Here is a 12,805-nt window from a genome sequence, read left to right on the forward strand (position 1 = left end):
GCGCTGCGCGCTAAGCCGACCTACGATGACCTTGCGATGAGCGTAATCCGACAACAACGTTGGCAAAACCGCTTACAACAACCAGTCGATAGGCAGCACCGACAGAATCGCCACCCCCATGCGCTTCCACACGCTGGTGCCCGGTTCCGTGTCGTAGCGCGTGGTGGCGCCGCTGGCGTCGCGGGCGATCCAGTACAGTGCACCGTCGTCGCCAAGCAGTACTTGGTAGGCGCGTTGCGGGATCGTGGTGCGCATGGCTAGACCCAGCTGGCTGGCCAGCGCGGGGCTGTCGATGACGAGGCCCATTTCCGTGTTCAACTCGATCGAGCGCGGGTCGAAGTTGAACGAGCCGACAAAGATGCGCTGGTCGTCGACGGCAAAGGTCTTCGCATGCAGGCTCGATGCGGAGCTGCCGAAGCGGCCAGTCTGTTCGCGCGCGTCGCCTGCTTCCCACGAGCGGCGCGATTCATACAGCAGCACGCCCGCTTCCAGCAAGGGTTTGCGCCACTTTGCATAACCGGCATGCACGGCCGCTACGTCGGTCGCTTCCAGCGCATTCGTCAGGATGCGCACGCCCACGCCTTTTTTCGCCAGGTCGGCAAAGGCTTGCGTGCCCGATTTGCCGGGCACGAAATACGGCGACACCAGGTCCACTTCCTTTTCCGGCACGCCCAGCAGGTTTTGCAGGTTTTCCGCCACACCAGTGCCGGGCCGGGCCTTGTCCAGCACCTTGGCCGGGTCGTCGCTGACCATGCGCGTCCTGGCCCATTCGAAGGGCAGGGTGCGTTCCATCATCTGCTTGACGAAGGGCGAGGTGCGCAGCGCCTGCACGTATTCCTCGGCCGCCTTGGTGTCGTCGATGCGGTCCGCTTCGGCGGCGATGGTGGCCGCGTCGCCTTCGACAGGGCTGGTCAGCAGCAGCCTGGCCGGGTAGGCCGAGGCGCTGTTCCAGTAGCGGTCGAAATCGTGCGAGACGTCGCCGACGACGGGGCCGATGGCCAGCACGTCCAGGTCGGCGAACAGCACGTCGCCGGCCGCGCCAAAATATTCGTCGCCCACATTGCGCCCACCGACGATGGTGGCCTGGTTATCGGCCGTGAACGACTTGTTGTGCATGCGCCGGTTGAGACGGGAAAAATCCGTGGCAAAGGCCAGCGCGCGCGGCGCGCGGGGAATAAAGGGATTGAACAGGCGGATTTCCAGATTCTGCTGCTTGCCCAGCATCGTCAATGTCTGGTCCAGGCCGGCCGTGTTGTTATCGTCGAGCAGCAGGCGCACGCGCACGCCCCGTTCTGCCGCCTGGCGCAAGGCGTCGAACAGCAGGGTGCCCGTGATGTCCTTGTGCCAGATGTAGTACTGCACGTCCAGGCTGCGCTGGGCCGCGGCGGCCAGCAGGGCGCGCGCGGCAAACGCGTCGCGCCCGTCGACCAGCGGGTAAATGCCGGACACGCCCGGATGCTGCGCCACCATGGGCGCAATGGCCGTGGCCAGTTGGGTATGTGCCGTATCGGCGATGACATTTGAGGGGATGCGGCTTTCCAGCGAGGGCAGTGAAGCGCAGCCGGCGAGGACGGCGGACAGCAGCAGGGGCAGCAGCAGCCGGCTGGCGCTGCGTGAGGGTAGTGCGGGAACGGGCATGGAGGGCTTTCATCGAGTTGCCCCGATGTTAGCAGATGCGCATGCCCGCACGCGGGCGCGGTTTTAGAGTTGTTCCAGTGCGATCAGCTCGGCCACCGTCTGGCGGCGGCGGATCAAGCGGGATTGCTCGCCATCGACCAGGTATTCGGCCGCATGCGGGCGGCTGTTGTAGTTCGACGACATCGACGCGCCATACGCGCCCGCGCCTTCGAAGACCACGTAGTCGCCCACCTGTGCTGCAGGGAGCAAACGGGTTTCCACCACGCCGCCATCGCGCTGGGTAAATACGTCGCCCGATTCGCACAGGGGGCCGCCAACGACCGTGGCGCATGCGGGGCTAGCGTCCAGGGCACGGCCGTCATGCGCGATCACCGACATTTCATGGTAGCTGCCGTACATGGCGGGGCGCATCAGTTCATTGAAGCCCGTGTCGAGCAGGGTGAAATGGTTGCCGCCCATCTGCTTGGTGGCGCGCACTTCGGCTACCAGCAGGCCCGCGTCGGCCACGAGGAAGCGGCCCGGTTCGATTTCCAGGTGCACGGGATGGCCCAGGTGCGCCTCGATCTGCTTGCGCGCCGCATCCCACAGCTGGAAGTAGTGGTCCGTGTCGACGGGCTGCTCGCCTTCGCGGTAAGGCACGGACAAGCCGCCGCCCGTGGAAATGGCTTCGATGTCGTGTCCCATGTTCTTGACCAGGTCGACCATGGTGCCGCAGACGGTTTCCAGGTGGCTGTAGTCGACGCCCGAGCCGATGTGCATGTGCAGGCCTACCAGGTGCAGGCCATGCGCGCGGATGACGGCCAGCGCCTCCGGCAGTTCTTCGTGCCAGATACCGTGCTTGCTGTTTTCGCCGCCCGTGTTGGTCTTGTTGCTGTGGCCATGGCCATAGCCGGGATTGATGCGCAGCCAGACGCGGTGGCCGGGTGACACGGGGCCCAGCTGGCGCAGCATGTCGACGGAGCCGCAATTGACTTCAATTTTTTCTGCCGCCACGCGCGCCAGGGTGGCGCGGTCGAACAGGTCGCAGGTAAACACCACGCCGGCGGCGCCGTTGGTTTGCGCCGGCGTGAAGCCCGCCTGCAGCGCGCGCTCGATTTCGCCCAGCGAGACGGCGTCCACGTGCACGCCCGCTTCGCGCATCAATGTGAGCAGGTGGATGTTCGAATTGGCCTTTTGCGCGAAACGCACCGTGTCGAACTGCGACAGTTGGGCCACGCGCGCGCGGATGGTGGCCGCGTCGTACACCCACAATGGCGTGCCGTGTTCCTGGGCGAGTTGGGCGAGGGTGGCGTCTGGCACTGGTTTCATGGTGGATGTCTTTGTCATGTTGTGGGGTGGTGTCGGATTACGCGCCTTGCGCTAATCCGACCTACGATGTTGGCCATGATGCGGGTTTTCTTTGTAAACATAAAATATCCATTTAAGCTGACCTTATTCATTTATGATATGGACATGACTATCTCCTTGCGCCATATCGAGGTCTTTCGCGCCATCATGACGACGGGCAGCGTGACGGCGGCCGCCGCCATGCTGCATACGTCGCAGCCCACCGTCAGCCGCGAGCTGGCGCGCCTCGAGCATTTGACGGGCTTGACCCTGTTCGAGCGCGAGCGGGGGCGGCTGCGTCCGACGGCGCAGGCGCTGCAGCTGTTCGAGGAAGTGCAGCGCGCGTATTTCGGCCTGGAGCGCATCGTCAGCACGGCGGCGGCCCTGCGCCAGTTCGACCAGGGGCAGTTGTCAATCGCCTGCCTGCCCGTGTTTTCCCAGTCCTTGCTGCCGCAGGCGTGCAAGCGTTTCGTCGCCGACTTTCCCAAGGTGAGCATCAGCATCACGCCGCAGGAGTCGCCGCTGCTGGAGGAGTGGCTGTCCGCGCAGCGCCACGATATTGGCCTGACGGAAGTGGGCAACGCCCCGCCGGGCACCGCGCTCGCCACCCTGATGTCCGTCGATGAAGTGTGCGTGCTGCCCGATGGCCATCCATTGGCAGGCAAGATGACCTTGGCGCCGGCGGACTTCGCGGGGCAGCCTTTCATCAGCCTGGCCGCCGTCGACCCGTATCGCCAGCAGATCGATGCCATCTTCGCGCAGGCCGGCGTGGAGCGGCGCATGGCGCTCGATACGCACAGCGCCGCTTCCGTCTGCGCCATGGTGCGCGAAGGCGTGGGTCTGGCCATCGTCAATCCGCTCACGGCCCTCGATTATGCGGGGCAGGGCTTGCAGATCCGCCGCTTTGCCGTGTCCTTGCCGTTCACCGTGAATCTGGTCAAGCCTTTGCACCGGCCCTTGTCGCAACTGGTGGCCCTGTTCGAGCAGGCGCTGCATGCCCAGGCGGAGGAAGTGAAAAGGCGCTTGCTGCAGCTGTGACGGCGCTTGTGGAGCGGCGGCGGTCAACAGAGTAAAATGGCGTTTTACTTATTCAAGCCTGATTACTTCGATGACCACAACCGCTACTCCCGTCCGTACCCGTTTTGCTCCCAGCCCGACCGGCTATCTGCACCTGGGCGGCGCCCGCACCGCTTTATACAGCTGGGCGTATGCCCGTCACTTCGGCGGCACCTTCGTGCTGCGCATCGAAGACACGGACGTGGAGCGCTCCACGCCGGAAGCTGTGCAAGCCATCATCGAAGGCATGAAGTGGCTGGGCCTGGACCACGACGAAGGCCCGTTCTACCAGATGCAGCGCATGGACCGCTACCGTGAAGTGGTGGCGCAGATGCTGGCCGAAGGCACTGCATACCACTGCTATTCGTCGCCGGAAGAAGTCGAAGCGATGCGCGAACGCATGCGCGCCGCCGGAGAAAAGCCGCGCTACGACGGCACCTGGCGTCCGGAACCGGGCAAGACCCTGCCGGCAGTGCCAGCGGATCGCAAGCCCGTCGTGCGTTTCAAGAATCCGCTCGATGGCGACGTGAGCTGGGACGACGTGGTCAAGGGCACGATCACGATTTCGAACCGCGAACTGGACGACCTGGTGATCGCCCGCCCGGACGGCACGCCGACGTACAACTTCTGCGTGGCCGTCGATGACTGGGACATGCAGATTACCCACGTGATCCGCGGCGACGACCACGTCAACAACACCCCGCGCCAGATCAACATCCTGCGCGCCATCGGCGCACCGCTGCCGCTGTACGGCCACCTGCCGATGATCTTGGGTGCGGATGGCGAGAAGCTGTCGAAGCGCCACGGCGCCGTCAGCGTGATGGATTATCCGGCGCAGGGCTTCCTGCCGGAAGCGATGCTGAACTACCTGGCGCGCCTGGGTTGGAGCCATGGCGACGATGAAGTGTTCTCGACCGAGCAGTTCTGCGAGTGGTTTAACCTGAACCACCTGTCCAAGTCCGCCGCCCAGTTCAACAATGAAAAACTGGCCTGGCTGAACAACCACTATATCAAGCAGGCCGACAACAGCCGCCTGGCCGACCTGGCGCGTCCGCAAATGGTCGCCGCCGGCGCCGTCTTCGAAGGCGCGCCGGACCTGGCACAAGTGCTGGGCATGATGAAAGAGCGCGCCAACACGGTCAATGAACTGGCTGCCGCGTCGATGCTGTTCTTCCGCGAGCCGCAGCCGGAAGCGGAACTGGTAACGCAGCACATCACGGATGCCATCAAGCCCGTGCTGGCGCAGTTCGCCGAGCGCATCGCCACGGTGGAGTGGAGCAGGGAAGCCGTGGCCGCCATGATCAAGGAAGTGCTGGCCGCCAACACCATCAAGATGCCGCTGCTGGCCATGCCTTTGCGCCTGATTCTGACGGGCCAGTTGCAGACGCCTGCCATCGACCAGGTAGTGGTGATCTTCGGCCGCGACACCGTGCTGGCGCGGCTGGCAAAGTGGCTGTAATCGCCGCTCTTAAATACGCGTAAAAATACGGCGCGGAAACCGCCCCTATGAAAAGTTGCTCATAGACGAAAAAGGGTATTTGCAGAGTGAAACTTCTTTGCTATACTCTTGTTTCTGCACCAACGGGGGTATAGCTCAGCTGGGAGAGCGCTTGCATGGCATGCAAGAGGTCAGCGGTTCGATCCCGCTTACCTCCACCAGCAGCAAAATCGCAGTCAGGTTTTGTTGGTCGTTGAAGTGGTGCAGATGTTGTTTGGAAGTTCCGCGGTCCCCATCGTCTAGAGGCCTAGGACATCACCCTTTCACGGTGAGTACAGGGGTTCGAATCCCCTTGGGGACGCCAGGTAGTTGTGGTATAGTAGTGGCAGTTGTTTGTACTGATTGTTGTAAGTTCAGGCCCGTAAAAAGCGGAATCTGGATGGAAAGCAAGTAGTGGAACAAAGTCGCCAAGTGCGGCTTTTATTATTTCTGCGCCCGGGGGGTATAGCTCAGCTGGGAGAGCGCTTGCATGGCATGCAAGAGGTCAGCGGTTCGATCCCGCTTACCTCCACCAACAGCGCAGAGGTAAAGCAGCAAGCTGTAGAAGTAAAAATGTAGTACCGAGGTCCCCATCGTCTAGAGGCCTAGGACATCACCCTTTCACGGTGAGTACAGGGGTTCGAATCCCCTTGGGGACGCCAGTTCAGTCTGGTGTTGTAGTAAAGAAGTAGCAGTGTTTCTGCGCCCGGGGGGTATAGCTCAGCTGGGAGAGCGCTTGCATGGCATGCAAGAGGTCAGCGGTTCGATCCCGCTTACCTCCACCAACAGCGCAGAAACAGGTAGTGAATAAATCAAAGTCGCCTAGAGCGGCTTTTTTATTTTGGCGAAGTATTTCCGCCACACCCTCGGGGGAATATGGCTAAGCTGTTAGCGCGCTTGCATGGCATGCAAGAGGTCAGCGGTTAGCTCCCGCAAACCTCCACCAACAGCGCAGAAATCACACAGTAATCAAAGTCGCCTCGAGCGGCTTTTTTTACGTCCGTTTATTAATCGTCATACCCCTCGGATGAGGAGGGCGTAGGTCGGATTAGCGGCACGCGTAATCCGACAATGCCACCGTCTAAATCAATATCCGATCCCCATAGATAGATCCCTGCAAATAAGGCGGAAAATAAAACCCCCGGCAGTTGATTTCGTGAATCACCCCGTGCTATACTTCGCGCACGCTTTTTTGAGGGGCTAAGCAAAGCCTTCAACGAAGAGTCCGCTGAGAGTAAAGCCAGCACAGGTCCCCATCGTCTAGAGGCCTAGGACATCACCCTTTCACGGTGAGTACAGGGGTTCGAATCCCCTTGGGGACGCCAGGATTTCGTTGTAAAGTAAGAGTGCAGTGCTGAACGGGCCTGACAAGTCAGGCTTTTTTTGTTTCTGCCATATTGCTGCAGTACCGGGTCAGGATGCAAAGTAGTGCATTCAGGACAGATTTCTGTCCCCATCGTCTAGAGGCCTAGGACATCACCCTTTCACGGTGAGTACAGGGGTTCGAATCCCCTTGGGGACGCCAGATTCGCAAGTAGTAACAGGTCGGGATGCAAAGCAGCGCATCCAGGACAGATTTTCTGTCCCCATCGTCTAGAGGCCTAGGACATCACCCTTTCACGGTGAGTACAGGGGTTCGAATCCCCTTGGGGACGCCAGACCGGCTGAATCAGCCAACAAAAAAGCCGCCTGGTAACAGCGCGGCTTTTTTGTTATGGGCTGCCATGTCACCTTTTCTCTTCCCTATTAAATATGCCATTAGCTACCGATCGCGCACCTTCCCTGGCCATCTTCTGCAAAGTCGTCGACAACTACGGCGATATCGGCATTTGCTGGCGCCTCGCGCGGCAGTTGAGCGGCGAGCACGGCGTAGCCGTCACCCTGTGGGTCGATGATTTAGCCAGTTTCCAGCGCATCTGCCCTGAAATCGATGTGGCGGCCGAAGCGCAGCAAGTCTCGGGCGTCACGATTCGCCATTGGCGCGGCCAGGATGGCGTGTTTGCGCCTGCCGATATCGCCGACATCGTCATCGAGTTTTTTGCCTGCGACATTCCGCCCGGCTATATCGCCGCCATGGCGCAGTGCGCGCCGCAGCCCGTGTGGCTGAACCTGGAAGGCTTGACGGCGGAAGAGTGGGTCGAGGGTTGCCATGCGCTGACGTCGCCGCGCCACGGCATGATCAAGCATTTCTTCTTCCCGGGCTTCACGAACAAGACGGGCGGCTTGCTGCGCGAAGCGGCGCTCGACGAGCGGCGGCTGGCGTTCCAGTCCGATGCGCCCGCCATGGCGGCATTCCTCGGGCAATTCGGCGTGACGGCGGCGGACATGCGCGCCTTGAAAGTGTCGCTGTTCTGCTATCCATCGGCTCCCGTCGCCGAGCTGTTTGCGGCCTGGCAGGCGGGGAGCGAACTCATCACGTGCCTGGTGCCGGAAGGCGTCGCGTTCGACGCCGTTCAGGCGTTTATCGGCGACGATGCGGCGGTGCCCGGTGCGGCGCGCACGCGCGGCGCGCTTACCGTGCGCGTGCTGCCGTTCGTGCCGCAGGACGATTACGACCGCCTGCTGTGGGCCTGCGACGTGAACCTGGTGCGCGGCGAGGACTCGTTCGTGCGCGCGCAATGGGCCGGCCAGCCGTTTCTCTGGCATATCTATCTGCAGGATGAGAACTTGCATCACGTCAAATTGCGCGCCTTCCTGCAGCGCTATGCGGTGGATGCGGATGGCGCCATCGACAGCCTGGTGCAGGCGGCGCTGGCCTGGAATGGCGCCAGCGCGGGCGCCTTGCCGTGGGCGCAGCTGTGGCCCGCATTGCAGGCCGATTTGCCGCGCATCCGGGCGCGCGCGCAGGATTGGCAGCGGCAGATGCAGGCTAATGGCGATCTGGCAAGTAACTTGCTGGCGTTCGCTGGCGCGACGAGATAGGCGCTTGCTCAAAATTAAGGTAAAATGCCCGGTTATTTCTAACGTATTTTTAACCGATCAAACGCAAGCTTGCGGCGCTGATGGCGCACAGGCGGCAGATGGTCTTCATGCAACCCACTTTTTACGTACATTCCTATGAAACCCGCAAAAGAAATTCGTGTTGGCAATATCATCATGGTCGACAGCAAGCCTATGATCGTGTTGCGTTCTGATGTCAACGGTTCGAGCCGCACGGGCTTCACCTACAAATGGAAGATGAAAAATCTTCTGACGAACACCCCGATGGAAAACGTGTTCCGCGGCGACGACAAGTTCGACGTCGTTGTTCTGGATAAAAAGCCAGTAACGTATTCGTACTTCGCCGATCCGCTGTTCGTTTTCATGGACACCGAGTACAACCAGTACGAAATCGAAGAAGAAAACCTGGGCGAAGCGCTGAACTACCTGAAAGATGGCATGGAATGCGAAGCCATTTTTTATGACGGCAAAGCAATCTCCGTTGAACTGCCTACGACCATCGCCCGTCAAGTGGTGTACTCGGAGCCAGCGGTCAAGGGCAACACGTCGGGCAACGTCCTGAAAGAAGCCAAGATCGAAAACGCCATCGATGCGCACCGCCACACCGTGCAAGTGCCGCTGTTCGTGGCACAGGACGACGTCATCGAAATCGACACCCGTACCAACGAATACAAGCGTGTCGTACGCAACTGATAGAGCCTTGCACTGCGCCGCTCTCCTGGACTGGCAAACGCCGGCCTGGCTTGCTCCAGTGCTGGACCATCAAGAAACGCTGCCTTCGGGCGGCGTTTTTTTTGCTTAAAAAATAATTCCCTTCAACAACAATTGAGTTGCAAGGACTGCTATGCTATGGCTAGCACATTATTGCGTTAGAAACACTGAGGTTTCCTGGAGATACGATGCAGCGCAGTCAGATGTTACGCAGTGGCGCGTCCCGGAGCATGTCGCGCCCCGTACTGGCCCGTGCCACGGCGCCGGCCAGTCCCATGGCCCATCTGCTCGACGCGGGCGTCTTGCCGCAACAGCAGATGATGCAGGCAGGCAAACTCAGTTCCCATGCGCTGACGTCGCAGTACCTGGCCCGCATCCGCTCCCTGTGCAGCATAGGCGCGCGCGCCTATCCGGGCATTGAAATCAATCCCGATGCGCTGAAAATCGCCCTGGAAATGGACCGCGAGCGGCAGGTGCACAAGGTGCGCGGCCCCTTGCACGGCATTCCCGTCGTCTTGCGCGACAATATCGCCACGGGCGACCGCATGAAGACGCGCACGCAAGCGCCCCTGGCCACACATGCCAGCTGCGATTCCTTCGTGGCGGCGCGCTTGCGCGCGGCCGGCGCCGTGATCATCGGCAAAAGCAATTTGCGCCAGTGGGCGGCCGTCAGCGTGCCGCATGCCAGTGCCAGCTGGGCGGGGCTCACCATCCTGGCCGTCGACAGCGCGGCGGACGGCGCCATCGTCGCGCCGGCTTCAAACTGCGGCCTGGTCGCCATCAAGCCCACGGGCAGGGCTGTAGGCGGGCAGGACGCAGAGCCAGCCACGGCTGGACCGATGGCGTCCAGCGTGCGCGAGGCAGCGTGGCTGCTGGCCGCCTTGAGCGGCGAGCGCCTGGCCGATGGCGTCGTGTTCGATGCCGCCGGCTTGCGCGGGCGCCGCATCGGCGTGGCGCGCAAGCTGTTCGGCCTGTGTGCCGGGACCGATGCCGTGATCGAACAGGCGCTGCACGTGCTGCGAGAGCAGGGCGCGGAACTGATCGAGCCGCCGCCCGCGACCGGGGCTGGCGACATCGAAGCGCTGCTGCGTTCGCATGCGCTCGATGCGCTGGTGGGTCCCACCTGCCATGGCGTGGCGCAGCCGCATTCCGACTTGCCGCATATTACGGTACCTGCCGGCGTGGTCGGGGGCTTGCCGGTCGGCTTGTCCTTCATCGGCCCTGCTCACGACGACATGCCGCTCATTGCGATGGCGTATGCCTACGAGCAGGCGACTTTGCACCGGTGCACGCCCGCACTGCCATCGAGCATCACTTTGGCGCTGCGTCGACCATGACGATTCTTTTGTTTTCTTTCGATAATTTATGCTTGCAACCTTGCTGCTGATCGCGGCCGTGGCCGCCACCTCCACTCCTTTTGATGCCGATCAACTGTCTGGCAGCTGGTCCGACAGCGTGAATACGAATAGTGTGTGCGAAGAAGCGCGCCACTTCACGCGCATGCAACTGTCTGACGATCACCAGCGGCTGGCGATCTTCAACGACCGCACGTGGAAAAGCAAGCTGGGCGAAACCAACCGCTTTGCCGCGACGGTCGTGGCGGAAACGGAGCATAGCCTGACGTTACGCTATGACAATGAAACCCGCCTCAATGCCGCCGGCAAGCTGGTGGAATGGCAGTTGATCATCGTCGCGCCCGGCGTGTACCGCTGGCGCGAGACGGGCTGGCCGGAAGGCAAGGTCAACGGGGTGGTCGGTATTCGCTGTTCTCCCTGATGCCCGTGCGCAAGATGCCATTCTGCTATGCTGCGCCTGTTATCGATGTTTTAGGAGATTGCATGTCCACACGTTTGCTCTTGCCCCTGTTCATGGGCGCTGCCGTGGCGCTGGCCGTTATGCCGGCGCAAGCGCGTACGCCCAGGCTGTCGCTGATCGAGCAGGCGCAAAGCTGCGACGGCGGCTCCAGCTGCCCGTATTTCCCCGATGTCTACAAGGCGGACTACGCCTTTCGCACGGCCTTCAATGTCGGCTTGAAAAAGGCGGGCCTGAAGCGGCAGCGCTGGGTGCCCGATGGCGTGGCCAGCCCGCTCAAGCCGGTCGAGATCGACGGCAAGGCGCGCCTGTTGAGCAGCGTCTGCGAACCGCACAATTGCGGCCACCGCTATTCCATTTTGTACGATCCGGTCGCGCGCAGCATGACGGGCGTGTACATGGGCAGCGATGCCAAGGGAGAACTGCGCACCGTGTACTTCGGCGATCCCAGCATCGCTGAAGCCGACTTGCTGTACAAGAACTGATGCACGCGCCATTACGCATTTCCAGCGAGCAAGGCGAACTGGACGTGCCCATGATCCACCGCTACCTGAGCGAACAGTCGTACTGGAAGCGGGGCGTGGCGATCGAAACGGTGCGCAAGGGGATCGCCAACGCGCTGTGTTTCGGCGGCTATGTGGATGGACAGCAAGTCGCGTTTGCCAGGGTCATCACCGACTACACGGATTTTGCCTACCTGCGCGACGTGTTTGTGCTGCCGCAATACCAGGGGCGCGGCTATGGCAAGCAGATGGTGGCCGCCGTACTCGGCGATGCGCGTTTGCGCGATGTCGTCTGGATGCTGGGCACCGACGATGCGCATGGCCTGTATGCAGGCTTTGGTTTTGCGCCGCTGGAGGCGCCGCAAAAATACATGCGCCGCCCCGCGTCAGTAAAATTATCAAAAAAATAGTTGATTCCATAAAAACTATTGATATTGTCGTATTAGATTAATATTGCCTTGATAATGACAATATGTCATTATGCGCGCTCTGCTGCGGTTGCGCAGCCGTACTTTGTTGGTGTTTTGCCTTGCCATCGCCATGCGGTGAGGGCGAGCTGAATGAGCGGTCTGACTGGTCGTCCCCTGGGTACGTTTTTTCGACAATGTAAAGGAATACATCATGAAACAATATGGCGCCGAATTTCTCGGCACGTTCTGGCTGGTACTGGGCGGTTGCGGCAGCGCCGTGCTGGCCGCCGCTTTCCCCGGCCTTGGCATCGGCTTTGTCGGCGTGGCGCTGGCGTTTGGCTTGACGGTGCTGACCATGGCTTACGCCATCGGCCACATCTCGGGCTGCCATCTGAATCCCGCCGTCTCGATCGGCCTGTGGGCCGGCGGCCGTTTCCCTGCCAATCAACTGTTGCCATACATCATCGCGCAAGTGCTGGGCGCCATCGTGGCTGGCGGCGTGCTGTACGTGATCGCCAGCGGCCAGGCCGGTTTCGACGTCAGCAAGGGCTTTGCCTCGAACGGTTTCGGCGCCCACTCGCCGGGCGGCTATTCGATGCTGTCGGCGCTGGTCATTGAAATCGTGCTGACGATGTTCTTCCTGATCGTCATCCTGGGTGCCACCGACAAGCGCGCGCCGGCCGGCTTCGCCCCGCTGCCGATCGGCCTGGCGCTGACCCTGATCCACCTGATCAGCATCCCCGTCACCAACACCTCCGTCAACCCGGCCCGCAGCACGGGCGTGGCCCTGTACGTGGGCGACTGGGCGACAAGCCAGCTGTGGCTGTTCTGGCTGGCACCGATCATCGGCGCCTTGCTGGGCGCGCTGGCCTACCGCCTGATCGCCGGCGAAAAAGAGTAAGTTTGAAAATGTAAAAAAGCAGCCTGCGGGC

11 protein-coding genes and 8 tRNA genes are annotated in these 12,805 nt (G+C 61.4%); 17 read left to right on the forward strand and 2 right to left on the reverse strand.

Annotation, left to right across the window (positions count from 1 at the left end):
- Positions 1-72: 72 nt before the first annotated feature.
- Complete coding sequence (locus ASN89_RS05140; RefSeq protein ID WP_058048499.1) at positions 73-1,638, reverse strand: phospholipase D family protein; 1,566 nt, start codon at positions 1,636-1,638, stop codon at positions 73-75.
- 63 nt (positions 1,639-1,701) lie between these two features.
- Positions 1,702-2,946: a diaminopimelate decarboxylase gene (lysA, locus tag ASN89_RS05145; protein ID WP_046684775.1), complete on the reverse strand. Its 1,245-nt coding sequence runs from the start codon at positions 2,944-2,946 to the stop codon at positions 1,702-1,704.
- Positions 2,947-3,090: 144 nt separating this feature from the next.
- Here lysA and ASN89_RS05150 point away from each other — a divergent pair, with 144 nt between their 5' ends.
- The 17 genes from ASN89_RS05150 to aqpZ all read left to right on the forward strand — a co-directional run bounded on the left by ASN89_RS05150 (position 3,091) and on the right by aqpZ (position 12,774).
- The gene (locus ASN89_RS05150) at positions 3,091-4,002 is read left to right on the forward strand and encodes a LysR family transcriptional regulator (RefSeq protein WP_046684828.1); all 912 of its coding nucleotides are present in this window, start codon (positions 3,091-3,093) and stop codon (positions 4,000-4,002) included.
- A gap of 70 nt (positions 4,003-4,072) precedes the next feature.
- A complete protein-coding gene (gene gltX / locus ASN89_RS05155; RefSeq protein ID WP_058048500.1) occupies positions 4,073-5,479 on the forward strand; it encodes a glutamate--tRNA ligase in 1,407 nt (468 codons plus the stop codon).
- A gap of 124 nt (positions 5,480-5,603) precedes the next feature.
- Positions 5,604-5,679, forward strand: a tRNA-Ala gene (locus ASN89_RS05160).
- Between the two features lie 67 nt (positions 5,680-5,746).
- Positions 5,747-5,822, forward strand: a tRNA-Glu gene (locus ASN89_RS05165).
- A gap of 134 nt (positions 5,823-5,956) precedes the next feature.
- A tRNA-Ala gene (locus ASN89_RS05170) sits at positions 5,957-6,032 on the forward strand.
- A gap of 51 nt (positions 6,033-6,083) precedes the next feature.
- Positions 6,084-6,159, forward strand: a tRNA-Glu gene (locus ASN89_RS05175).
- A gap of 47 nt (positions 6,160-6,206) precedes the next feature.
- Positions 6,207-6,282 (forward strand) — tRNA-Ala (locus ASN89_RS05180).
- Between the two features lie 464 nt (positions 6,283-6,746).
- A tRNA-Glu gene (locus ASN89_RS05185) sits at positions 6,747-6,822 on the forward strand.
- A 124-nt stretch (positions 6,823-6,946) separates the two neighbouring features.
- Positions 6,947-7,022: transfer RNA gene (locus ASN89_RS05190), tRNA-Glu, on the forward strand.
- A 57-nt stretch (positions 7,023-7,079) separates the two neighbouring features.
- A tRNA-Glu gene (locus tag ASN89_RS05195) sits at positions 7,080-7,155 on the forward strand.
- A gap of 94 nt (positions 7,156-7,249) precedes the next feature.
- On the forward strand, positions 7,250-8,419 hold the full coding sequence (gene earP, locus ASN89_RS05200) for an elongation factor P maturation arginine rhamnosyltransferase EarP (protein ID WP_058048501.1): 1,170 nt from the start codon (positions 7,250-7,252) through the stop codon (positions 8,417-8,419).
- A 135-nt stretch (positions 8,420-8,554) separates the two neighbouring features.
- On the forward strand, positions 8,555-9,130 hold the full coding sequence (locus ASN89_RS05205) for an elongation factor P (RefSeq protein WP_034758247.1): 576 nt from the start codon (positions 8,555-8,557) through the stop codon (positions 9,128-9,130).
- 248 nt (positions 9,131-9,378) lie between these two features.
- Positions 9,379-10,485 carry an amidase family protein gene (locus tag ASN89_RS05210; protein ID WP_235501860.1) on the forward strand — a complete coding sequence of 369 codons (1,107 nt, stop codon included), beginning with the start codon at positions 9,379-9,381 and terminating at the stop codon, positions 10,483-10,485.
- Positions 10,486-10,513: 28 nt separating this feature from the next.
- A complete protein-coding gene (locus tag ASN89_RS05215) occupies positions 10,514-10,924 on the forward strand; it encodes a hypothetical protein (protein WP_138828861.1) in 411 nt (136 codons plus the stop codon).
- Between the two features lie 62 nt (positions 10,925-10,986).
- The gene (locus ASN89_RS05220; RefSeq protein WP_058048503.1) at positions 10,987-11,445 is read left to right on the forward strand and encodes an Ivy family c-type lysozyme inhibitor; all 459 of its coding nucleotides are present in this window, start codon (positions 10,987-10,989) and stop codon (positions 11,443-11,445) included.
- Entirely contained in the window at positions 11,445-11,873 is a 429-nt protein-coding gene (locus ASN89_RS05225; RefSeq protein ID WP_058048504.1) for a GNAT family N-acetyltransferase, read from the forward strand. The genes ASN89_RS05220 and ASN89_RS05225 overlap by 1 nt, the downstream gene beginning before the upstream one ends.
- A gap of 211 nt (positions 11,874-12,084) precedes the next feature.
- Positions 12,085-12,774, forward strand: coding sequence for an aquaporin Z (aqpZ, locus tag ASN89_RS05230; protein ID WP_058048505.1), 690 nt, complete (start codon positions 12,085-12,087; stop codon positions 12,772-12,774).
- Positions 12,775-12,805: the final 31 nt, after the last annotated feature.

The sequence above is a fragment of the Janthinobacterium sp. Ant5-2-1 genome (assembly GCF_001445815.1).
GTDB classification, from domain to species: Bacteria; Pseudomonadota; Gammaproteobacteria; order Burkholderiales; family Burkholderiaceae_D; genus Janthinobacterium; species Janthinobacterium lividum_E.

Excerpts from the sequence above, each read along its gene's own strand:
- ASN89_RS05220 (WP_058048503.1), top strand. The coding sequence starts at position 10,987 with ATGTCCACACGTTTGCTCTTGCCCCTGTTCATGGGCGCTGCCGTGGCG.
- aqpZ (WP_058048505.1), top strand. The coding sequence starts at position 12,085 with ATGAAACAATATGGCGCCGAATTTCTCGGCACGTTCTGGCTGGTACTG.
- ASN89_RS05215 (WP_138828861.1), top strand. The coding sequence starts at position 10,514 with ATGCTTGCAACCTTGCTGCTGATCGCGGCCGTGGCCGCCACCTCCACT.
- lysA (WP_046684775.1), bottom strand. The coding sequence starts at position 2,946 with ATGAAACCAGTGCCAGACGCCACCCTCGCCCAACTCGCCCAGGAACAC.
- ASN89_RS05140 (WP_058048499.1), bottom strand. The coding sequence starts at position 1,638 with ATGCCCGTTCCCGCACTACCCTCACGCAGCGCCAGCCGGCTGCTGCTG.
- ASN89_RS05210 (WP_235501860.1), top strand. The coding sequence starts at position 9,379 with ATGTCGCGCCCCGTACTGGCCCGTGCCACGGCGCCGGCCAGTCCCATG.
- gltX (WP_058048500.1), top strand. The coding sequence starts at position 4,073 with ATGACCACAACCGCTACTCCCGTCCGTACCCGTTTTGCTCCCAGCCCG.
- ASN89_RS05205 (WP_034758247.1), top strand. The coding sequence starts at position 8,555 with ATGAAACCCGCAAAAGAAATTCGTGTTGGCAATATCATCATGGTCGAC.
- ASN89_RS05150 (WP_046684828.1), top strand. The coding sequence starts at position 3,091 with ATGACTATCTCCTTGCGCCATATCGAGGTCTTTCGCGCCATCATGACG.
- ASN89_RS05225 (WP_058048504.1), top strand. The coding sequence starts at position 11,445 with ATGCACGCGCCATTACGCATTTCCAGCGAGCAAGGCGAACTGGACGTG.
- earP (WP_058048501.1), top strand. The coding sequence starts at position 7,250 with ATGCCATTAGCTACCGATCGCGCACCTTCCCTGGCCATCTTCTGCAAA.